Origin of the sequence: Enterococcus silesiacus, assembly GCF_001886225.1 — a bacterium.
GTDB lineage: Bacteria > Bacillota > Bacilli > Lactobacillales > Enterococcaceae > Enterococcus_L > Enterococcus_L silesiacus.
Window position 1 is genome coordinate 20928 of the sequence record NZ_JXLC01000015.1, and the last position, 22010, is coordinate 42937.

General features: G+C 35.2%; 18 protein-coding genes. 6 read left to right on the forward strand and 12 right to left on the reverse strand.

All coding sequences use genetic code 11. The annotated features are described in order from the left end of the window. Nucleotides 1–115 precede the first annotated feature (115 nt). The 5 genes from RV15_RS10965 to RV15_RS10990 form a co-directional block, all read right to left on the reverse strand. Nucleotides 116–1027: a PTS system mannose/fructose/sorbose family transporter subunit IID gene (locus RV15_RS10965; RefSeq protein WP_071878092.1), complete on the reverse strand. Its 912-nt coding sequence runs from the start codon at nucleotides 1025–1027 to the stop codon at nucleotides 116–118. A gap of 21 nt (nucleotides 1028–1048) precedes the next feature. Beyond that, entirely contained in the window at nucleotides 1049–1867 is an 819-nt protein-coding gene (locus tag RV15_RS10970; RefSeq protein ID WP_071878093.1) for a PTS mannose/fructose/sorbose transporter subunit IIC, read from the reverse strand. A gap of 42 nt (nucleotides 1868–1909) precedes the next feature. Continuing rightward, a complete protein-coding gene (locus tag RV15_RS10975) occupies nucleotides 1910–2899 on the reverse strand; it encodes a mannose/fructose/sorbose PTS transporter subunit IIA (protein WP_071878094.1) in 990 nt (329 codons plus the stop codon). A 283-nt stretch (nucleotides 2900–3182) separates the two neighbouring features. Further along, nucleotides 3183–3677 carry a mannose/fructose/sorbose PTS transporter subunit IIB gene (locus tag RV15_RS10980; protein WP_071878095.1) on the reverse strand — a complete coding sequence of 165 codons (495 nt, stop codon included), beginning with the start codon at nucleotides 3675–3677 and terminating at the stop codon, nucleotides 3183–3185. A 255-nt stretch (nucleotides 3678–3932) separates the two neighbouring features. Further along, nucleotides 3933–6830: a sigma-54-dependent transcriptional regulator gene (locus RV15_RS10990; RefSeq protein WP_071878097.1), complete on the reverse strand. Its 2898-nt coding sequence runs from the start codon at nucleotides 6828–6830 to the stop codon at nucleotides 3933–3935. A gap of 446 nt (nucleotides 6831–7276) precedes the next feature. On the opposite strand from RV15_RS10990, the gene RV15_RS10995 reads away from it, so the two are divergent. From RV15_RS10995 to RV15_RS11025, 5 genes are all read left to right on the forward strand, one after another. Continuing rightward, nucleotides 7277–7540 (forward strand): hypothetical protein, encoded by a 264-nt coding sequence (locus RV15_RS10995; protein ID WP_071878098.1) that lies wholly within the window; start codon nucleotides 7277–7279, stop codon nucleotides 7538–7540. A 418-nt stretch (nucleotides 7541–7958) separates the two neighbouring features. Next, nucleotides 7959–8723: an ATP-binding cassette domain-containing protein gene (locus tag RV15_RS11000; RefSeq protein WP_071878099.1), complete on the forward strand. Its 765-nt coding sequence runs from the start codon at nucleotides 7959–7961 to the stop codon at nucleotides 8721–8723. Between the two features lie 1732 nt (nucleotides 8724–10455). Next, complete coding sequence (locus tag RV15_RS11015) at nucleotides 10456–10740, forward strand: hypothetical protein (protein ID WP_071878101.1); 285 nt, start codon at nucleotides 10456–10458, stop codon at nucleotides 10738–10740. After that, nucleotides 10737–11180 (forward strand): thioredoxin family protein, encoded by a 444-nt coding sequence (locus tag RV15_RS11020; protein ID WP_071878102.1) that lies wholly within the window; start codon nucleotides 10737–10739, stop codon nucleotides 11178–11180. The genes RV15_RS11015 and RV15_RS11020 overlap by 4 nt, the downstream gene beginning before the upstream one ends. Before the next feature lie 165 nt (nucleotides 11181–11345). Next, nucleotides 11346–12977, forward strand: coding sequence for an ABC-F family ATP-binding cassette domain-containing protein (locus tag RV15_RS11025; protein ID WP_071878103.1), 1632 nt, complete (start codon nucleotides 11346–11348; stop codon nucleotides 12975–12977). Between the two features lie 69 nt (nucleotides 12978–13046). On the opposite strand, the gene RV15_RS11030 is transcribed toward RV15_RS11025, so the two are convergent. From RV15_RS11030 to RV15_RS11045, 4 genes are all read right to left on the reverse strand, one after another. After that, nucleotides 13047–13688 carry a DUF421 domain-containing protein gene (locus tag RV15_RS11030; RefSeq protein ID WP_071878104.1) on the reverse strand — a complete coding sequence of 214 codons (642 nt, stop codon included), beginning with the start codon at nucleotides 13686–13688 and terminating at the stop codon, nucleotides 13047–13049. A gap of 23 nt (nucleotides 13689–13711) precedes the next feature. Continuing rightward, nucleotides 13712–14155 carry a DUF3290 domain-containing protein gene (locus RV15_RS11035; protein WP_071878105.1) on the reverse strand — a complete coding sequence of 148 codons (444 nt, stop codon included), beginning with the start codon at nucleotides 14153–14155 and terminating at the stop codon, nucleotides 13712–13714. 223 nt (nucleotides 14156–14378) lie between these two features. Continuing rightward, the gene (locus RV15_RS11040) at nucleotides 14379–15245 is read right to left on the reverse strand and encodes a DegV family protein (RefSeq protein ID WP_071878106.1); all 867 of its coding nucleotides are present in this window, start codon (nucleotides 15243–15245) and stop codon (nucleotides 14379–14381) included. Nucleotides 15246–15402: 157 nt separating this feature from the next. Then, on the reverse strand, nucleotides 15403–16695 hold the full coding sequence (locus RV15_RS11045) for an adenylosuccinate synthase (RefSeq protein WP_010762112.1): 1293 nt from the start codon (nucleotides 16693–16695) through the stop codon (nucleotides 15403–15405). A 246-nt stretch (nucleotides 16696–16941) separates the two neighbouring features. Between RV15_RS11045 and RV15_RS11050 the strand changes: the two genes are divergently transcribed. Continuing rightward, the gene (locus tag RV15_RS11050) at nucleotides 16942–17490 is read left to right on the forward strand and encodes a GNAT family N-acetyltransferase (RefSeq protein ID WP_071878107.1); all 549 of its coding nucleotides are present in this window, start codon (nucleotides 16942–16944) and stop codon (nucleotides 17488–17490) included. A gap of 55 nt (nucleotides 17491–17545) precedes the next feature. Here the strand turns inward: RV15_RS11050 and dnaB are convergent, their stop codons facing one another. The 3 genes from dnaB to RV15_RS11065 form a co-directional block, all read right to left on the reverse strand. After that, nucleotides 17546–18916: a replicative DNA helicase gene (gene dnaB / locus RV15_RS11055; protein WP_010766608.1), complete on the reverse strand. Its 1371-nt coding sequence runs from the start codon at nucleotides 18914–18916 to the stop codon at nucleotides 17546–17548. A gap of 290 nt (nucleotides 18917–19206) precedes the next feature. After that, nucleotides 19207–19659 carry a 50S ribosomal protein L9 gene (gene rplI / locus RV15_RS11060; RefSeq protein WP_071878108.1) on the reverse strand — a complete coding sequence of 151 codons (453 nt, stop codon included), beginning with the start codon at nucleotides 19657–19659 and terminating at the stop codon, nucleotides 19207–19209. Nucleotides 19660–19850: 191 nt separating this feature from the next. Next, nucleotides 19851–21827: a DHH family phosphoesterase gene (locus RV15_RS11065; protein ID WP_071878109.1), complete on the reverse strand. Its 1977-nt coding sequence runs from the start codon at nucleotides 21825–21827 to the stop codon at nucleotides 19851–19853. Nucleotides 21828–22010: the final 183 nt, after the last annotated feature.

Here is a 22010-nt window from a genome sequence, read left to right on the forward strand (position 1 = left end):
TTTCTATTCTTTATTATATGTGTTTTTAACAAATTAAGCTATGTAAATGAAACTTGGGACAAAACCAAACGGCTTTATCCCAAGCACTAAATGAATAACCTTTACTTATTGTAGCTTATAACAAGCCAATATAGTGTCCAGCTACACCGACTACGAATAAACCAAGAATGATGATGATTGGAGAAACTTTTTTCTTCAATAACCACATACAAAAGAATGTAAGTAATAATGCTGCTAAACCAGGAATCAATTGATCTAAGTTATCTTGAAGTGTCGTAACTTTGTCAGCTGAAAGTGCTAGACCTTGATTAACTTGTTCGAAGGCACTCTTGATGCCTTCTCCGCCAGCAGGAAGTTTATCCCACTCGATGTAAGCACCTTTGTCTAGTTTAACTGTAGAAACGATTGGCAGGAATTTAATCGATACCCATCGCTGTACTAAGGCTGCCAGAACGAACATTCCGAGAATCGATGCACCTTTTGTTACATCTTGTAACAAGCCGCCTGAAAGGTCTTCTGTGATTTTAGAACCAGCTTTATAGCCAAATTCTTGTGTATACCACATAAAAGCCCAACGAATCAAGTTCCATGCAACGAAGAAAATAATTGGACCTAAGATGCTTCCACCCATTGCAAGTGAAGCACCTAAAGCACCTAACATCGGACGAACAGTAAACCAGAATACTGGATCACCTACACCAGCCAAAGGTCCCATCATCCCAACTTTAACCCCTTGAATCGCTACATCATCAACAGGTGCGCCATTGGCACGTTCTTCTTCAAGTGCTAATGTTACACCAAGAATTGGTGAAGCAATGTATGGATGTGTATTGAAGAACTCTAAGTGACGTTTTAACGCCGCTGAACGATCTTCTTTTGTTTTATATAATTTTTTGATCGCTGGGATCATTGAAAATGCCCAACCGCCATTTTGCATACGTTCATAGTTCCAAGAACCTTGAATAAAGGTAGAGCGCCATGCAACGGCTAAACGATCTTTTTTAGTTAATTCAATTTTTTCTGCCATTTCTCTTCTCCTCCTCTTGTTTTAATAGTCGTTTAAGATATCGCCGAGTGGATCGCCAGTATTGCTTCCGCCTCCGCCATTTGAAGAACCGCCCATTTTAGATAGGTTTAAGTAGATCAAGGCTAAAGCAACTCCTAAAGCTCCCAATGCGATCAATGTTAATTGAGAAATCGCAGCTACTACAAAACCGATAACAAAGAATGGCCATACTTCTTTGGTTGCCATCATGTTGATTACTAGAGCGTAACCTACGGCAACCACCATTCCACCACCGATAGCCATACCCTCAGTTAACCATGCCGGCATTGACTCCAATGCACCTTGTACAGATTCTGCTGGAATGAATAAAAGTGCAGCTGCTGGGATTGCAATACGAACACCTTGCATACATACTGCTAAAATATGCAATGCTTCGATTTTTCTGATATCTCCTTTTTCTGCAGCTGAATCCATCATGTGAACGATCGGTACGGCTAATGTACGAACGATCATCGTTAAGAAAAGACCTGCTACTGCTAGAGGAACAGCAATTGCGATTGATGAAGATACTGCATCTTTGATAGAAATACTTTGTGCGCCTAGTGCTTTAACTAAAATAATTGCTGATGCTACCGATGCTAGTGCTGCATCTGGTGCTACGGCTGCTCCAATATTTGCCCATCCAAGTGCGATCATTTGTAATGTACCGCCCAAAATGATTCCTGCTTCCAAGTGACCAGTAACTAATCCGATCAACGTACATGCCACTAGTGGTTGATGAAATTGAAATTCATCTAGAATCCCTTCCATACCAGCTAGAAAGGCAATAAAGATTACTAGAATAATTGATATAATAGACATGATAAGCCTCCTATTTTCATTTAAATTTTTTGATTATTTTGATTAAGCTTGTGCCAACTCATGTTTTGCTTTTTTAAGGATTTCATCCATGTTGGCGCTAGAATCATTTGGCACTTTACGAACGTCAAATTTAACCCCTAAATTTTCTAACTTCTCAAAAGCTTCAACATCTTCTGGTCCCATTGATAAAACTTTACTTACTACCACTTTACCAACTGAATGAGCCATGGAACCAACGTTTACTTCTTTGATATCTACGCCAGCTTCGACTACTTTTACCACATCTTCTGGGTTTTCAAATAGCAATAAAGCTTTTGTATTACCGAAACGTGGGTCTTTGGAAATCTCAATCATTTTACTGATTGGGATAACGTTGGCTTTCACTCCTGGAGGAGCGGCTTGTTCGATCAATTTTTTACGAAGATCATCCTTAGAAACCGCATCTGACACAACGATAATTCGATTTGGTAAAACCGATTTGGTCCAGGCAGTCGCTACTTGACCATGTAATAAACGAGAATCAACACGTGCTAAAACGAACTTGATTTTGCCGTCACCGACAACTGTTCCTTCTGGTAATGCCCCTTTTGGTTGAGCATCTTCTACAACAGCTTTTGGTGCTTCTGCAGGTTCTAGTTCTTCTGGTTTGATTCTTACGCCTTCTTTCGCTGTTTCAAGAATGTGCGTTGCGATTTCTTGCGCTGAATTCATTGAGAAACGAGATGCGTATGCTTCGATCAACATTGGTAAGTTCAATCCGCTAACGATCGCCCATTTGTCTTTATGTTCTTCAAATAGACTGTTCGCTTGGTTAAACGGTGTTCCTCCCCATAGATCGACTAAGAATAATACTTCGTCTTCTTCGTCAAACGTTGCGATTGCTGCTTTCAATTTTGCTTTTAAATCGTCTGGGCCTTCGCTAGGCATCAATACAACTGCTTGTACTTTTTCCTGTTCACCAAAAATCATGGAACCGGATTGTAAAATGCCTTGAGCGAATTCCCCATGGCTAGCAATAATAATTCCTACCATAATTTGATACCTCCTATATTTTTTTCAAACTACTTATCACTAAATCACCAACAGATGAAAACACTGCCTAGAAAATATAAAAAAGAAAAAATGCATTACTCAGTGTGTTTTCAATTACTTCTTATGATCTGTCAGATGATTTTTGATGACTACCAATTACTCAACGATCACTCCATGCATTGACTTTGATCGATCGGACCACTCCTTCCAATTCTATGCATACGATACGACAATTAACATTAAGTCGGTCCATCACACCATTTATATAGAAGCTGAAAAAGAATCACACTAACTGTTCTTTTTTCAGCAATTCCATCAAATCTACTTTGTTGTCTGCGACCACTTTTCGAATCTCCAACGTAATACCATGATCATACAAGTACTTGAATGCTGCGATATCCGCTTTGTTAACCGCAACAGCATTTGTGATCATCCGCTTGCCGCTAGTAAAACTCATCCCGCCTATATTGACAGAATTAAATACTACATTACCTTCTATCACACGTTTTACGTCTTCTGGATTTGTGAACAACAACATTACTTTTAAGCTGTCAAAACGTTCGTCTGAAAAAATATCAATCATCTTCTCAACCGTAATGACATTGACTTTTACACCCGGTGGCGCTGCTTGTACAAGCAGTGCTTTTCTTAGTGTATCGTGTGCAACTGCATCACTAATGACTAAGATTCGGTTTACATTGGTGCTTTTGGTCCAGACAGTCGCAACTTGTCCATGGATCAAACGATCATCGATTCGCACTAAACGAATATCCATCATGTGCATGGTTCTCCTTTTTCAGGATGTTTAAATCTGCAAATTCTTAATTCATTATTAATAAAATACTATGCCCAGCCATTTATTGCCAAAATAACGACCAGCAAGATCAGCCAAATCATTACAATGGATTGGTTGAACAATAGACAGATTTCATCCACTGACTTATTTAAAGCAATTTCCGTGCCAAAATTAGTGTATTGTCAAAATAAAGGAAAAACTAAGGTTTTTTTTAAGAAAATACACAAAGAAGATACACTAAAATAGTGTATCTTCTTTGTGTGTCGCTTCTAGTGTATCTTCTGTATTTTGCATTTGATTCAACTGAGTGTTTTTGATCAGCTGAATAATATAATAGACTTCCTCCATTGGTATCTCTATTTTGATTAGTTGTTTTAGATAAGCTGCTGCGCTCGTTACGACCTCAAAACTAGGATCGGTTGGAATCTGACTTAGTTCTTCTTCTGTTAGCGTCAATGTATCATGCTGTAGTATTCTTTCCAACATACCTGCTAAATGCATGACTAAATTAATATAAAAAGAATAATCTAATCGCAGATCGAACTTAGTTCTGATAATGTCTGCAAATTCCCATAGAGGATCGATCACTTTTTTGGGGTTGATGAAGGTAAAGCTTTCTTCCATATAATCAATACAGATTTTTTTAGCCGTTGGTTCATCCATTTCTTCTGTTTCTACATAGATGTCGCTGTCCATCAATAACTGATTGATCACAGACTCAGCTTCACCTGAGAAAAAGGTTTCCATCGGAATAAACGGTGCGGCAATTTTAGGATTGGTAATACCCGTTGTAGCAATGACACGATACTCTTCTTGAATCGCAACAAGTTGTTCTTTCATATCGATAATAGACAACGGTAATACTTCTAGTTCTAAGCCTAATTGCGGTGGAACAGCTGCTTCGATCATTTCTTTCATTCGTTTGGCTGTCCCTTCACCAGAAGCACAGATTGCGATGATCACTCGTTTTTTCCAAGTTTCCAAAGGATCGATTTCTCTTTCTTGATGGATTTCAGCATACCCTTGAAAGTTTTTAAGTGAATCATACAATGTGTCCAACTGCGTATCAATCAAGGTCGTTTTTCTGGCTGTTTCTAAAACAATTGGTGTTGTTACCATATCGACCGTTCGAACTTCGATTCCTGTTTGCCGTGTGATTTCATCTGAAAAAGTAGCTAAAGAACCCATATCCACTAAAAGAATTACTCCACTGTCTTCATTGACTTCTTTGACTACATTGACGATTTGACGTAGCGCTTCTTTCGGCTGCATTTCTAGCGGCATATCGACCGCTCTTAGATTATCAACATTCAACAATTGAGAGACCACTTGAACCATACTTGTAGCTGTACTTTTTCCGTGAGCAGCAACTACGATTCCGATCCGTCCTGCATCTTTATTTTCCCTTAGTGAAATCAGTAGAACTGCTAGGTAATAGGTTTCAAATTCAGGGATCTTCATTTGATAATTGATTTCGATAATTCGTTTGATTTCTTGTGCTGTCTCAAATTCTATTGGATAATCCAGCACCATATTTTTAATATTTTCATTTAATTGATGCTGACGTTCTTCGCCATTTTGGATTCGTTTTAAAAACGAACTGATGTGTAAACTCATAGCGTAAATAAAATTTGATTGAAAATTATAGTTTAGTTTTTGTTTGGCAAAATTATAGATTTCTTTTGTGACGTCGATGATACGTTGATCGACGATTTCTGCTAACTTATTTTCAGTATCAAAGGTAAAACCATGGTCTTTATAGAACGATTTTAAATGAACATTGATATCGGTTGTAATAAAATTATTGATCACTTCTTGTTCTAAACCATCTGCCTTTAACAAAGCCGCTTTATCGCCAATAATTTCATATAAATTATAGGGCAATTCATAAGAATCTGACTGGATCGTTACTAAAGGTTCATTAGGTGCAACAATCATTTGCGGTTCCAAATATTTTGATAGTTCGGCTAGTGTCTCTCGATTACTTGCCAGTTGCATCATGCCTTCTTTGATACTATCTGTCAATTCATCGATCGTAATCGCCAGTTCATCTTGGTCTATATGATTTAAAAAACCTCTAGCAGTCACTAACTGAACATTTGATTTCAGCTGACCAACATTTCCATAAGAAACACTGCCAATCAAAGCCTTGACTACATCTTCAGACAAGGAGATTTTTCGTTGGATTCGTGAAGCTTCCATTGAAATCATGACCCTAAGCAAATCGATTTTCTCTTTGGCTGGACGATCAATAAAATTCGGCAGCTGAATAATGATTGGAATTCTACGTACAAACGTATTCAATAAAGACGACGTTGGATTTTCGGTTGTAGCACAAATGATCCGCACATCTGCTCGGCGATTTTTAACCGTTTCGCCTAATCTTGAATAGGTGCCATGATCCATGAAATAAAAGACCATTTCTTGCCCTTCTGGCGGTAAGCGATGCACTTCGTCAAGAAACAAAATACTCCCGTCTGCTTCATGGATGATCCCATCTTTAGCTTTTGTCGCCCCTGTAAAAGCACCTTCAGCATAACCAAAGAGATGTGACATCAACAACTCCGGATTGTGAGCATAATCCGCACAATTAAAGACAACGAGTTTTTTATCTGAGTCGATCACATGATTTAATAAGGCAAATTGAAACATTGCATGAGCAAAGTACGTTTTCCCAGATCCGGTTGGTCCCGTGATTAAACAATTCAATCCTTTTGGCGGATAGAGAATTGCAGCTTTGGCTTGTTCAACAGGTGTTCTCATACTCCCGGTAGAACCAATCATTCCCTTAAAAATATCTTCTCCAGCAAACTTTTTTGTTGGTTTATGTAACTGCTCCGAGCTAGCTGTTTGACTGTTTACTAAACTATGTTCACGATAGCTCATAACGGGTTTAGACAAAGGCTGATATTTAAAAATCGCTTTATCAACATATTTGACTGGACGTCTGTCTGTTTTCTCTAATAAACCTTCTCGAACAAGTTGATTCAAGTCTTTACTGGCATTGGTTCTTTGGATATCTAATGCTCCTGAAACATCCCCTGTTGTCACTCCACCACCTAGAGAAACTTCGCTAGTCGTTAAATGTTCAGTCTGTTCTTTTACATAAAGATAAATTCGTTCGATACGTTTCATTATGACTCCTCCTTTCAATTTAAAAGCTAAACGAGCTTATGAAGCTAGATTGCAATAAACGATACACTATTTTCATGTGTATCATACAGTGTATCGTTTTAAAAGTACATTAATTAACCTTTTATTAGAATGTTTCACATGGAACAAGTTTATCGATACCATAAAGTTTGGTTGTTTCCACGAAAGTTAGTTACATACGAATATTTTTGATTTACTAACTTCAAAAAAAGAAATAATAGTTGTGTTTATCTAAAATGATGAAAGCGCTTGATTTATTATTTTTTAAATAGTAACATATATATTGTATTATATATCATATATCAAACAAAAGGAGGTTTTTGTTGTATGCCGTCGAGTTAAATATTCGATGAGGATCATAAACAGTTTTAGGTACTAACTTTAGTTAATATTTATGGATTTAAAAATGAGAAAACAGGAGGTTCATTATGGAATTATTAAGCGCTAGTTTTTACGAAGGATTATTATTTAAAATCCTTACTATTAGTCAGGTCTTTTGGGGAAATCTAATTAAAAAATTAGATAAAAATTCAAATAGTTCGCAAGATCAATATAATGCAGGTATTTGGATTGTAGTTATTGTTGGTGTTGTGATTATTGCAGCATTTATGGCTGCATGTGCAGTATTCAAAATGAAGTTTACAGGTGAGTTTTCATTTATAGGTTTTGCATTTAAAATTAAATGTGGATAAATAGCAAAGTACATTTTTATTTAAGCATGCTTGTTTCTATAACACAGAGACAGTAAGAAGGACACGAAAAAAGTGAATTTTTGTGTAATATCAACTTATTGTATCTATTATGCTTACAACAATTTTACTTTATTCTGAAGGTTCAATTTTCGAGACCATCTAAACGATACATCATTTCTAGTTAATCACGCCGTTTAATCAAATTTCAAGTGACTGGGGCTAGGTCATAATTCCTCGATTTATATCTCAGCTCAGTAAAATCCAAATAGACAGTGGTAAAAAAGCAGACTATGCTCCTCCAGTTCGATCTCATCAAACTCTAAGTGTCAAAGACACTTAGAGTTGAAGGACTTGTTTCTCGGAGCTAAATGCTTTTGTCCCAACCTCAGTCACATCTTATACTTAAGGGGTACAAAAAATGATTACATTCTACTTAGAAAATAAAAAATATCAAAATAATTTTGAAATTAAAAATATATCATTAGAGATTCATCAAGGAAAATGCACTGCATTAATTGGACACAATGGTTCTGGCAAAACAACTATCCTAAACAGCTTATTAGGGCACTTGCAGTATAAAGGGGTTTTAGAGGTAGATGACAGGATCCTACATATTCAAGAGAAAAATTCTGATTTTGATTGCTTAAAATCTAAAATAGCATATATATCTGATGAAGCTTTGTTATTTGATTTTTTGACTATTGATGAATACTTCAACTTAATACAAAAAAATTCATTTAACAAAATTGATATCCAATATATCGAGCTTCTAATTGATATTTTCAAAATTCAAAAATACCGAAACACATTAATTGAAGATTTATCTTTCGGGACCAAGAAAAAAGTTCAAATTATTGCTCAACTGGCGAAGAAAACAAACTATATAGTTTTTGATGAACCTACAAATGGACTAGATCCAGACATGATTATCATCTTAAAAAAACTGATCCATAAGCTGCTAGCAGAAAATATTGGGGTGCTAATTTCTACTCATCAATTAAAATTTTGTGAAGATTTGTCTGATGAAATTGTGATTATCCAAAATGGAGAGTGTATTTTAAATGATACAACATCTTCTATATACGAGATGTATGATACACATGATTTAGAAGAAATATATACCTCATTAAACTCAGATTTATATGAAAAAGTGGGTGAATACATTGAAACTATTCAATACTAATTCATTAGAAAATTTACATATCATTGAATTTAAACTAAATCTAAAAAAGATTATTAAATACAATTTCAATAAATTCATTTTAGGTATTCTTCTTTTTAGCTTAATTTATTGTGCTTATTCTATAATTACAGTTAGTAGTTTATATAATATGAAAGATAATTTTAATTCCACTAATTCTTTGCAGCTATTAAAGAATATATCCTATGCTTACTTTGGTATCTCAAATATTCTGGTTTTTTTTATTACTCTATTAAATAGAAAAAATCTTAAAAATCGTTCTCTTACTCAGTTTTATTGGACCTCAAATGTTGATAGCTTTACTATCTTAAAATATGCGGAACAGCCCCAGCTTAGGATGTTTCTTTCTTTAATGTTACTCTTTATTTTGCCTAATGTTTTCGCAGTTTACCTAATTGGAATACCTCTCCTTGAAACTGTTCTCTTTCTACTCACTTCTATCTTTATCAGTTTTACCTGTTACAAGCTCTGGCTAGCCTTGAGAATGATTGGATATACCATTTTAAAGTCTGAACTATGGACTTTCTCGTTTAACCTCATTCTTTTAATTGGCTTCTTTTTAATTATAAACAAACTATTTAATATGCAACTTTTTTTTATCTTTTTTACTTTTATCGCTTTATTTTTGATTGCTTCTTACACCACCAAAAAATTTTCTTATAGATATGTAATGCTTAATGCTACTACTTTTCCAATTAAAAATAGAAAAAATAAAAGCATTCAGTTCTCAACTAACCAAATTAGTCGTTATATCCAATTTGAATACTGTCGGTTACTACGAAATGGAGTATTATTGGACTATTTAATCGTATTACTTATTTTGTTAATAAGTTTGGTTTGCATTCATCTTTTTGTACAAAATGATTTGAAATTTCTTGTGGAAAATTTACTAGTTTCATTTGGATTATTAGACATTTGTATTTTATTCCCTATTTCCTATGCTTTGTTTTTCAAGAAAAACAAATTTATTCTAGGAGATTCTTATTTTATTTTCTCACTATCAACCACAATTAATTTAGTTGTCTATTCGATAATTGGGCTTATCAGTTTGGGAATTCTACAGCTACCTAATATAATATTTACTTCGACCATACTTACAAAAGACTTTCATATACTATTCAAAATCATCTTCTATATATTATCTGCTCTGTTATTTTCCTTATTTATATCTGATGTACTCACAAAAGAAACCTCTCTTTTTCTGTTGTCTACTTTCATTATCTTTTTTGTTGAATTAATTCTGAGCCAAATTGCCCTGAAATTCATGCTAAATTTGAGCATAGTCTACATTGTATCAAGTAGCTTATTTTTTATTTTTATTTCAAAAACAAAACTATTTACTCATCGGTCACATTATGATTAATCTAATATTAGCAATGTTGACAACCTTATTTCTACATGAACTAGGACATATTCTATTGGTTATTTATTGTAACGTTCGATCTAACAGGCACTTACTAAATTTTAAAATTCATTTTTCTTTAAAAGAGATTGTAATCGTTCACAAGCAATACCAGAAAAGTCTATATAATTTATTGGTAGCACTAGCTGGTTTATTTTGCCCGCTTCTCTTTTCTCTTATTTTGTATTTTCTATATAAAAAAAATGACTTTGTTGATTTGCTTTGTATATGCTCTTTTTTTAACTTAGTAAATTTATCTCCTGCCTTTCCCGATGGTAAAAATATACTACATATAATTGGAGGAATTAAATCTTGAAAACTATTGTACGACTTATTACAAATATTCTTATTTTTAATCTAATCTATATTTTAGCTGCTTTTATTACACCACTGATTTTAATGCTTTTAGGACAAAAAAACTTTAATTTCACTCCACAGCTTTTTGGTCAAGCTCTTGTAAAAATTATGATTCAAAAGAATAATTTTTCATCTGAAGCAACATTAATGGGTATTGTTTGTACTAGTATTTTTGCCTCTTTCATTTTTTGCATTTCTTTATTGTTAACTAATCATACTACTAAAGAGAAACTTATATGAATCGCAGAAAGTATTTTCTCATACTGCTGGTCATCATTTTGATCATAATAGGTTGTAAAAGTGAGCGATCTCAGAACATTACAAAAGAACAAAGCACTGCCTACGAACATGCAATAGCAACATTCAGAAAAATCAAACCGACTGAAGCCAATGATTTACTAAAAAAAAATTCCACGGCTTATCTGTATTTTGGCAGAGCTACTTGTCCTGAGTGCCGAACCTTTGCTCCAAAACTAAGGAAAATTTCCGAAAAAAAACAACAAGTAATCTATTATATTGATACTGAGAAAACAGAAGAAAATAGTTCTATCAAAAAACTAAGAGATGAGCTCAATATAGAATTTGTTCCAACGCTTATTTCCTTAAAACACTCTACAAATAACTACTTTTTATATGACGATAAAAAAATGAGCTTAACAGAATTTTTTGAAAAAAAGTGAGTTGCTTTATCATAATTTAGTTAACTTGACTTTATTCAGCTCAATTTTATTCGCTTCATTAGAACTTGTTTTCTGAAAAAGTCTGAAATTCCTTGAAAAATATGGGTTTCCTCGCTATAATGCAGAGAGGTTTAACTATTATTATATATGAAGTGAGGAAAACTATTGATTACTGTAAATGATGTAAGTTTGCTATTTTCAGACCGCAAACTTTTTGATGATGTAAATATTAAATTCACGCCTGGTAACTGTTACGGTTTGATTGGTGCTAATGGCGCTGGTAAATCAACATTCTTAAAGATCTTATCTGGAGATATCCAACCGACGACTGGAAATATCGCATTAGGCCCAGATGAGCGTTTGGCGATTTTAAAGCAAAATCATTTTGACTTTGAAGATAATACGGTTTTAGAAACGGTGATCATGGGTCACAAACGTTTGTACGAAGTAATGAAGGAAAAAGATGCTGTCTACATGAAAGAAGATTTTACTGATGAAGATGGGATCAAAGCGGCTGAACTTGAAGGAGAATTTGCAGAGTTAGATGGTTGGGAAGCTGAGCCAGAAGCAGCTGTTTTGCTACAAGGGTTGAACATCCCTGAAAGTTTACATGACCAAAAAATGAGTGAACTAACTGCTGGCCAAAAAGTCAAAGTATTACTTGCTCAATCTCTATTTGGTAAGCCTGATGTTTTACTACTAGATGAGCCGACCAATGGTTTAGACACTCGTTCGATCAATTGGTTAGAAGAATTCTTGATCAACTTTGAAAACACTGTTATCGTCGTTTCCCATGACCGTCACTTTTTAAACAAAGTCTGTACACACATGGCCGATCTAGATTTTGGTAAAATCAAATTATATGTCGGTAACTATGACTTCTGGTTAGAATCAAGTCAATTAGCATCAAGATTACAATCAAATGCCAATGCGAAAAAAGAAGAACAAATCAAAGAATTACAAGACTTTATTGCTCGTTTCAGTGCCAATGCATCGAAATCAAAACAAGCGACTTCTCGTAAAAAAATGTTGGATAAAATTACTTTAGATGATATTCAACCATCATCACGCCGTTATCCATTCGTTGGCTTTACACCTGAAAGAGAAATTGGAAATGATTTACTCCACGTAGAAAATGTTTCTGTAACGATCGATGGTAAGAAGATTTTGGACAATATTTCATTCTCTTTAAATAATGTTGATAAAGTAGCTTTCATTGCAGATAATGATATCGTTACAACAACGTTATTCAAAGTTATCATGGGTGAAATCACGCCTGATACAGGTAGCGTGCGTTGGGGTGTTACGACCACTCAAGCCTACTTACCAAAAGATAACAGCAAGGACTTTGATACTGATTTAACGATTTTAGATTGGTTACGTCAATTTGCAAGTAAAGAAGAAGATGATAATACGTTCTTACGTGGCTTCTTAGGCAGAATGTTATTCTCTGGTGAAGACGTACTGAAATCAGTAAACGTGCTTTCTGGAGGCGAAAAAGTTCGTGTAATGCTTTCTAAATTGATGCTTTCTAAATCAAACGTGCTTGTGTTAGATGATCCTACAAATCACTTAGATTTAGAATCGATCACTGCTTTGAATGATGGCTTGATGGCCTTCACTGGTGCCATTTTATTTGCATCACATGACCACCAATTTATTCAAACATTAGCGAACCGCATTATTGCTGTATCTGATAAAGGTGTAGTTGACCGTGCGGATACAACGTATGATGAATTCTTGGAAAATAAAGATGTTCAAAAACAATTGGATGAATTGTTTTCTGGTGAATATTAATAAATCATTTTATCTATAATTAAATAAGGTGCGACTAAAGGAAAAAAGTCCTTTGGTCACACCTTATTTTTATAAATTCTTCTCATACCCATATAGCTTTAGTTTCCCTGAAAGATACTCACCTAAATAAATTTCGTTGATTCCTTTATACGCTTCACTTTGGACTTGTTCAGATAACCAATCAATATCCTTATCGATCAATTCCAACACGTCATAATTAGCTTGCCCATCTACAATGATCGGATATCTAATATTTTCATCACCGAATTCTATGATCGTTAATTGGCCATTTTGTTCTAAAACAGCTCTTTTTACATTTTCAACTTCATAAATAGCATTTGCTCTTAGTTTAAACATTAATTCATTGGCTGAAATGCCGCATCTTAAACACTCACCCACATCAACTTTTCCATCTTTGATCAACGTAACCGGTTTACCATCCACAATATACTTCACATATCGATTATGCTCTTTAGCAAACTTGACAGTCAATACCAGCAAAGTCCAAATGATCAAAACTAAAATAAACTGTAAAACACTGATCGAATCATTATAGATGACGCCTCCGATAATACCACCAAGTACATAGTTTTGAACTTGATCCATCGCCGAGGAAGGCGCTAGATTACCTTTTCCCATTAGATTAATTTGAATGATTAAGCAAATAATTCCCAAGCCAAGTTTGATGATAATTGGACTGTACAGTTGCATGGTACCTTCCTTTCTATTCTCATTTATTTTGTAATGGTAATTTCAGGATTCATCAGATGTGCTTCTTCTAAAACATAAGACGTTTGATCCCCGCTTAAAGTCGTTTTATAATAACTATCTTCGATTTTTACAAGTGTGCCATCAACTAATTGCGTTGAATTTACAAGAATCTCCTCCTGATCCACACCCTTTTCTTTCGCTATTTGCTTCACAAAATTTACCATTTGAGAAGATTGCGAATTTTTATTTTGGTTTTGTGTGTAATCAGAATACTGAACGCCAAGTAAAAATAGTAGCAGCAAAAAAGTAATAATACTTAAATCACGATACTTTGTTTGAATCCGGTGGCGCATATACAGACTGAACGCAACAATCAATACGATCAATGCACTAAAAATAAAAAAATATTTGATATAATCATTTAAATTTGACTGTGATTCCAAGTAGTCTATACCATAAAAATTCAATAGAAACTCCTCCATATACCATTAGTCTTTCGGATAAATAGTATTATATCACGTTCAATAAATTCAAAGTATTGTAATACTTACTTAGACAATAAATCATCCACCGTGAAAACCTAACGAAAAAATGTGATTGAGATATGACTCTTTCAGTCACATCCCAATCACATGTAATCCGTATAAACTATAAACTTTATTGAGCTGTAGAATAACTAGTATTTATATTTTATCGCTTTTTCCCTCTCGAAAATACCGCAATACAGCCATTCCCCGTGTGACTAGTGATCGTTGGTCCTAATGGATGTAAGCGAATCTCTTTGACTTGAATTTTTTCTTCAATCAACGCTTTGACTTTCTCCGCACTTTCTAAATCACCAGCATACGCAATAAATATCGTTTGTTTTAATGGTTCAACCATGCCTTGAACCGTTTCATCTGACAGCTTTTTCAATGCTTTGCCGCGACCACGAACTTTTCCGATATTTTTTAGTTTTCCCTGTTCGTCTACTATAATAATTGGTTTAACATTCATTAAGCCGCCAATTGCAGCGGCTGTCTTGGAAATTCGACCGCCACGTTCTAAATGCTTTAAATCGTCAACCGTAACCCAAGATTGCACAGTCATTTTATTTTCGGATAACCATAATAAGATCTCGTCTAAGGAATGGCCTGCTTCTTTTAACTGAATCACTTCACTAACTAGTAAACCTTCTCCTAAGCTAGCAGCTTTTGTATCAATCACATAAATTTCTGCATCGCCATATTCTTCCTTCAGTATTTCAACAGCTTGTATTGCGCTTTGATAAGAGCCACTTAAACCAGAAGAAAAAGCTAAATACAATATCGGCGTTTTAGTTTCTACCCATGGTCTGAAAAATTCAATATAACTCCCAACATTTACCTGTGAAGTCGTTGGCATACCACCTGTTTTTATTTCATGTAAAAACCAATCATAGTCAAAGGTTTTTCCCAAATCATCAATCAGTTCTTTGCCATTTAATTGAATCGTCATACTAATAAAATCAACATCGTTTGCTTCTAAATATGTATATGGTAAATCACAGCATGAATCTGTCATTAATTTAAATGTCATTTTTAAATCCTCCCTAGCTGTTTTCTATTTTAACACACAATTGATGGATACTCATGCTTTATTAAAGGCATAAATAATCAAAAAAAGCTATTATTTGGAGAAAAATGAAAAAAAAGCGAGAGACACTTTTTACGTTGTCTCTCACCTACTTTAAGATTTAAATTTGTGCCCAAACGCTTTCTAATACATTTGTTTGGTTACGGTCTGGACCTACTGAGAATGTTGAAATACGTACGCCAACTAATTCAGAAATACGGTGGACATAGTTTCGTGCATTTGCTGGTAGATCAGCTAATGTTTTGCATCCTGTAATGTCTTCTGACCAGCCTGGTAACTCTTCATAGACTGGTTTACAGCGGCTCAACTCTTTCAAGCTAGCTGGATAATGATAAATCAATTCACCATCTAATTCATAGGCAGTACAGATTTTCACTGTGTCTAAACCACTTAAAACATCGATAGAATTCAATGATAGGTTCGTAATTCCTGACACACGTTTAGAATGACGCATCACAACAGTATCAAACCAACCCACACGGCGTGGACGGCCTGTTGTTGTACCATATTCTTTCCCAACTCTGCGAATTGTTTCTCCTGTTTCGTCAAACAATTCTGTAGGGAATGGGCCATCGCCAACACGTGATGTATAGGCTTTACAAACACCCACGACCTTATTGATCTTAGAAGGACCAACACCGCTTCCGATCGTAACGCCTCCAGCAACTGGATTTGATGATGTTACAAATGGATACGTTCCTTGATCGATATCTAGCATAACGCCTTGGGCGCCTTCAAATAATACACGTTTGCCAGCGTCTAATGCGTCATTTAAAATAACAGAAGTGTCTGTTACGTATTGTTTGATTTGTTGACCATATTCATAATATTCTTCAAAAATATCTTCAAATGCAATTGGTTCGCTGTCAAACATTTTGACAAATTGACGATTCTTTTCTTCTAAATTGATTTTTAAACGTTCTTCAAAGATTTCTTTATCTAATAAATCTGCCACACGAATCCCTACACGAGCAGCTTTATCCATGTATGCAGGACCGATCCCTTTGATCGTTGTCCCAATTTTGTTCTCACCTTTAGCATCTTCTTGTAATTGATCCAATTGGATATGGTAAGGTAAAATCACGTGAGCACGGTCAGAAATACGTAAGTTATCTGTTGTGACATTGTTATCTTTTAAATATGCTAGTTCTTTTACTAATGATTTCGGATTGACTACAACGCCATTTCCGATCACACTGATTTTGTCTTTGTAAAAGATACCTGAAGGAATCAAGTGTAGTTTATAAGTAACACCATCAAATTTAATGGTATGACCTGCATTATCTCCGCCTTGATAACGTGCGATGACCTCAGCATTCTCACTTAAAAAATCTGTGATCTTTCCTTTTCCTTCATCGCCCCACTGCGTTCCGACTACTACAACTGATGACATTCGAACACCTCGTTCTAAATTATTTTGTCCTGATTCATTGTACCAAGAAAGCAGAACGCTTTCAAGGAAAAATCGAATATTGTTATTTTGAAGATAAGAAAAAGGAGCAAAACACGAACTTTATTTTAAAAATCATTTTACAACAGATAAAAAAACGAAAATTTATTCATTCTCTTGTAAAGAGATTTCATTTTGTTATAATCATAAACAATATATTATAAACTTACTAGGAGGTACATTCGGGATATGAAACATTCTTTTTGTTTAGCGATTGACGAATCTTTATCTTTAGTCCAGCCAACACTTGAGATGGCACAGGAACTTTTTGAAGTTGTTGACTCAGATCGGGATCACTTAAGGAGATTCCTTGATTTTGTGGATTCTTCAACCTCTTTTGAACCGCAAGAGCAATATATCAAGATGAAATTAGAAGGCTATATCAAAGGGACAGATCGCTTATTTATCATTGCTTTTGATCAGAAAATAATCGGCTGTATTGATTTACATTTTATTGATACCACTAATAAAAAAGCTGAGATCGGTTATTGGCTTCATTCGTCCCAAACCAATAAAGGTTTTATGACGAAAGTTGTTAACAAAGTTTGCGCGATTGCTTTTGAAGACATGGGCTTAAATAAATTAAGTATTCGAGCAGATGCTGAAAATAACCCTAGCAATGCAGTTGCGATCAAAAATGGCTTCTCTTTTGTTGGAACGGATAAATCAGAGTTTCTTATGTATGGTGAATTTAGAGACCTAAATAAATATTCTCTGCTAAAAGCAGATTTTAACTAAAAAGATAGCCCAAGTAAGTTTTCAGTAGTCACTTACTTGGGCTATCTTTTTACAATTAGAACTCTTCTCTTGGCGATAGTGAAGCGAATTTATTAAACTCTTTAATAAACAACAGTTCCACAGTTCCACGAGCACCACTACGGTTTTTCTCGATGATAACTTCAATCACGTTGTCAATCTCAGGTTCTTCACGAGCGCCATCTTCACCTTCCTCACCACGATCATAGTAATCATCACGATAAAGAAAAGCTACGATATCCGCATCTTGCTCGATTGATCCAGACTCACGGATATCACTCAAAACAGGACGTTTATCCTGACGTTGTTCTACTCCACGAGATAACTGAGACAAGGCGATAACAGGAACTTTTAGTTCTTTTGCTAGTTTCTTCAATTGACGGGAAATTTCAGATACTTCCTGTTGACGACTTTCGCGACCGGTTCCTTCAATCAATTGTAGGTAATCGATCAAAATCAAGCCTAGATTGCCACGTTCTTGCGCTAGTTTACGACATTTTGCTCGGATTTCTGTAATTTTAATACCAGGCGTATCATCAATATAAATTTGCGCTCTGGATAAGCTACCCATCGCAATAATAAGATTTTGCCATTCCTCTTCTGATAACTGACCTGTCCGTAAATGCCCCGCCTCAATCGAACCTTCCGCGCAAAGCATCCGGTTTACAAGCGATTCAGCTCCCATTTCCAAACTAAAAATCGCGACCGAACGATCTGTCTTAGTTCCGATATTTTGGGCAATATTTAAAGCGAAGGCTGTTTTACCTACGGCAGGACGAGCTGCTAGAATAATTAGTTCCTCTGCCTGAAGTCCAGCTGTCATTTTATCTAATGCTGGGTACCCAGTGGGTAACCCTGTGATTTCTTCGTCGTTTTGATAAAGCTGATCAATATTAGCGATCGAAGTATTCAATACATCGGCGATCGATAAAAAGCCGCTGCGATTTCTTTTTTCTGAAACTTCTAATATACTACGCTCTGCGTCATCTAAAATTGTTTCAACATCTTCACCTTGTTCAAATCCTTTAGTAACAATTTCTGTCGCGGTTTGAATCAAGTTGCGAAGCAATGATTTTTGTTCGACGATTTTCGCATAATAAACAATATTAGCCGCTGTTGGTACAGCTAAAGCTAAATCTGATAGATAGCTTAAGCCACCCACGTCTTCTAATAAATTTTCCTGCTCCAATCGATCTTTGATCGTGATTACATCAATCGCTTCATTTCGATCATTCAAGGTAAGCATAGTCTGAAAAATCAATTGATGATTACGGCGATAAAAATCTTTTGGTTCTATGTATTCTAAAGCATCGATAATAACCTCAGCATCTAAAAAAACCGACCCTAAAACGGCCTGTTCTGCTTCCATACTTTGGGGCGGTACTCGATCTTGCCATACTTCATTCATTTTTTTCTCTCCTATAGCTCAAATTACGCTTTTCAGTCTTTCTATTTTAACAAGAAACAAGCGAAATGTACAATGACATATCGTATCATTTCTGCTTAGTGATAAGCAAAAGTGGCTAGGACATAACTCTGCGAGTCACATCCTAGCCACATAAAATCCGGATAAACGGCGGAAGCAGGAGCAACTCTTTCGGAAATAAGTTGAAATTCACAAAAATTTGAAGAACAATTTTCGTGAATTTCCTCTTATTTCTCAGAGTTAAACACTCCTATCCCAACCTCTTTTACCAATTATTCTTCTACTACGTGAACTTTAATCGTTGCTGTTACTTCATGATGCAATTTCACCGGAACTTTTGTAAAACCTAAAGCACGAATCGGTTGCGATAATTCTAATTTACGTTTATCTAATTTGACCTTATACTGCTTGTTTAAGGCCTCCGCGATTTGTTTCGAAGGAATGGATCCAAAGAGACGTCCATCCTCACCAGCCTTCGCTTTAAGCTCTACAACTGTTTCTTCTTTTTCCAAGAACTCCTGCATTTTTTTAGCTTCTGCGAGAATTTCAGCTTCATGCTTATCTTGCGCTTTCTTTTGACCAGCAAGAGCACTGATACTACCTTTATTGGCTTCTTTAGCGTAGCCGTTTTTGATTAGGAAATTTTGTGCATAACCTGCAGGTACTTCTTTAATTTCCCCTTTTTTTCCTTTACCTTTGACATCTTGTAAAAAAATGACTTTCATACGATTATTCCTCCTCATACTAATTAATGATCCATCGCTTTTTTGAAACACTCGTACTTTTAAGCAACAACACAGAAATGTGTCGTATTTATTGACGTGCTTCAAAGTAAAACATGATAAGCCTAATAGCTCCGAATGAAAATAAGAAACAACAGATGTAGTATTTTTTTCTATTTTCATTGAAAGCGAAACTATGGAATTTGATCATACATTACATCTATATTTTGCTGGATCACTTTCAGCAGCTGCTCTTTTACCTCAGCTACCGTTACATTAGCTAATTGTACCGCAGCATTGGTAAAATGACCACCTCCGCCCAAATTTTCCATAATTAGTTGGACATTTATCGACCCGTTACTACGCGCACTGATACCAATTTGCTTATCTGTGCGTTTTGTTATTACAAAAGCTGCATTGATTCCTACCATTGATAATAGTGTGTCCGCTGTTTTAGCTGCTGTTACACTGTCGTATTCCTTTTCTTCGCTACCAGTAACAATGACCGTATCTGGTGTGACGTACTCGCTTTTGGCAATCAAACTGTTCATTTCCAAATAACTGGTTAAATCAGAGCTTAATAAATATTGTACTAAAGATGCATCGGCACCACAAGTTCTTAAATAACTCGCCACATCAAATGTTCGAGCCGTTGTGCGCACACTGAAACTTTTCGTATCCACGACGATCCCAGCTAAAAGTAAGGTTGCTTCAAGCTTGTCCAACTGTTTTTGTGTATTACTTTGATATTCGATCAATTCTGTCACTAACTCTGATGCTGATGACGCTGATGATTCAATATAAGCAAGCAACGGTTTAGCTGGAAATTCATCGCCTCGGCGATGATGGTCAATGATCACGACTTTATCAAATTGCTCATATAGCTCTTGCGAAATTGAAAGTGACGGTTTATGGTAATCAACCATGATCAATAAACTACTGTCAGTTTTTCTTTTCATTGCTTCCTTTGGTGTGATGATCTGTTTTGCCAGTTCAGGATAATTCTCTAATTCAGCCATTACTCGTTCAACATCAGGAATACTTTCATTCCTATCTAAAACGACCCAAGCTTCTTTTCCATGAAATTTAGCTAAACGTGCCATACCAAATGCCGAACCAATTGCATCCATATCAGGGAAACGATGCCCCATGATATACACATCCGAAGACTCAGATAATATCCCTTGGATTGCCGTACTCATTGCACGAGACCGAACGCGTGTTCTTTTCGCAACAGAAGCTGTTCTACCACCATAGAAAACCGGTTTAGCATTATCTTTAGCTTCTTTAACAACGACTTGGTCACCACCCCTTACTAATGCTGTATCCAAATTGGTTTGAGCCGTGTTACCTGTCTGACTTAATGTTTCCCCGCCGTAAGAAATTCCCATACTTAATGTAATCGCTATCTCTCTGTTACTGGATTCTTTTCTAATTTTATCCAAGATTTGAAATTTTGAATCCATCATCTTTTTTACATCTTCCAACTGAGCAATGAAAAAGTAACGTTCTGCATTTAGCCTTTTATAAAAAACGTGATATTCATCCATCCAATCGGAAACCATTGTGGTAATAAAACTATTCAAGTAAGAAATTTCTTTCTCATCCATATTATCTGTAATATCATCATAATTATCGACTGAAACAATTCCAATGGCTGTTTGCATATCTAATTTTTCATGATATAAGTTACTTTCTTCTGTGATATCTTTAAAAGTGATTGTATGCTGATTTGTGTCAACATTAAAACGGAAAACATGATCGCCGACTTTAAAAAAATCTTTGCCTTTTTCAGCAAGTGTTACATAGTTATTTATTAGTTCTGGGCTAATAAGTGATTGCCCATCTTTACAAAAAATTGCTTCTGCAAAGGGATTTAACCACTTAGCTTCTTTTGTACCAGAATCATAGTTTATGATTCCAACAGACACTTCATTGAAAGCATAGTCCAATGATTTTTCAGCAATAGTGCTTGCTTCTCTAATTTTTTCTGCATTCGATATCTCAATTTTTTTAATTAAATCAAAGATTCGATTAATCAAGATAAGATTAAGTATTAGTAATCCAGCAATATATATATATTGATTGGATATAAAGAAAAATAGTATTACTTCTAATAAAAAGAGAACGAATACAGAATCCAAAATCCGTTTCATTCTAATCTTTTTCATTATTAAGGCTCCTCCATTATTCTACAGATAAGTTTATTTTATCATAAAAAAGCTATTTCTGCGAACAGCAAAATGTTTCACGTGAAACATTTGAATATGTAAATTGAACGATTAGCTCTACTAGAGTATAATACCAGCTATTGATTTGGTCTTACCCTCATCATTCCTCATCTTGCTTAAAAT

What these genes read in the sequence shown, in the direction of transcription:
- RV15_RS10965 (WP_071878092.1), bottom strand. Translation starts at nt 1,027, where the DNA reads ATGGCAGAAAAAATTGAATTAACTAAAAAAGATCGTTTAGCCGTTGCA.
- RV15_RS10970 (WP_071878093.1), bottom strand. Translation starts at nt 1,867, where the DNA reads ATGTCTATTATATCAATTATTCTAGTAATCTTTATTGCCTTTCTAGCT.
- RV15_RS10975 (WP_071878094.1), bottom strand. Translation starts at nt 2,899, where the DNA reads ATGGTAGGAATTATTATTGCTAGCCATGGGGAATTCGCTCAAGGCATT.
- RV15_RS10980 (WP_071878095.1), bottom strand. Translation starts at nt 3,677, where the DNA reads ATGATGGATATTCGTTTAGTGCGAATCGATGATCGTTTGATCCATGGA.
- RV15_RS10990 (WP_071878097.1), bottom strand. Translation starts at nt 6,830, where the DNA reads ATGAAACGTATCGAACGAATTTATCTTTATGTAAAAGAACAGACTGAA.
- RV15_RS10995 (WP_071878098.1), top strand. Translation starts at nt 7,277, where the DNA reads ATGGAATTATTAAGCGCTAGTTTTTACGAAGGATTATTATTTAAAATC.
- RV15_RS11000 (WP_071878099.1), top strand. Translation starts at nt 7,959, where the DNA reads ATGATTACATTCTACTTAGAAAATAAAAAATATCAAAATAATTTTGAA.
- RV15_RS11020 (WP_071878102.1), top strand. Translation starts at nt 10,737, where the DNA reads ATGAATCGCAGAAAGTATTTTCTCATACTGCTGGTCATCATTTTGATC.
- RV15_RS11030 (WP_071878104.1), bottom strand. Translation starts at nt 13,688, where the DNA reads ATGCAACTGTACAGTCCAATTATCATCAAACTTGGCTTGGGAATTATT.
- RV15_RS11040 (WP_071878106.1), bottom strand. Translation starts at nt 15,245, where the DNA reads ATGACATTTAAATTAATGACAGATTCATGCTGTGATTTACCATATACA.
- RV15_RS11045 (WP_010762112.1), bottom strand. Translation starts at nt 16,695, where the DNA reads ATGTCATCAGTTGTAGTAGTCGGAACGCAGTGGGGCGATGAAGGAAAA.
- RV15_RS11050 (WP_071878107.1), top strand. Translation starts at nt 16,942, where the DNA reads ATGAAACATTCTTTTTGTTTAGCGATTGACGAATCTTTATCTTTAGTC.
- dnaB (WP_010766608.1), bottom strand. Translation starts at nt 18,916, where the DNA reads ATGAATGAAGTATGGCAAGATCGAGTACCGCCCCAAAGTATGGAAGCA.
- rplI (WP_071878108.1), bottom strand. Translation starts at nt 19,659, where the DNA reads ATGAAAGTCATTTTTTTACAAGATGTCAAAGGTAAAGGAAAAAAAGGG.
- RV15_RS11065 (WP_071878109.1), bottom strand. Translation starts at nt 21,827, where the DNA reads ATGAAAAAGATTAGAATGAAACGGATTTTGGATTCTGTATTCGTTCTC.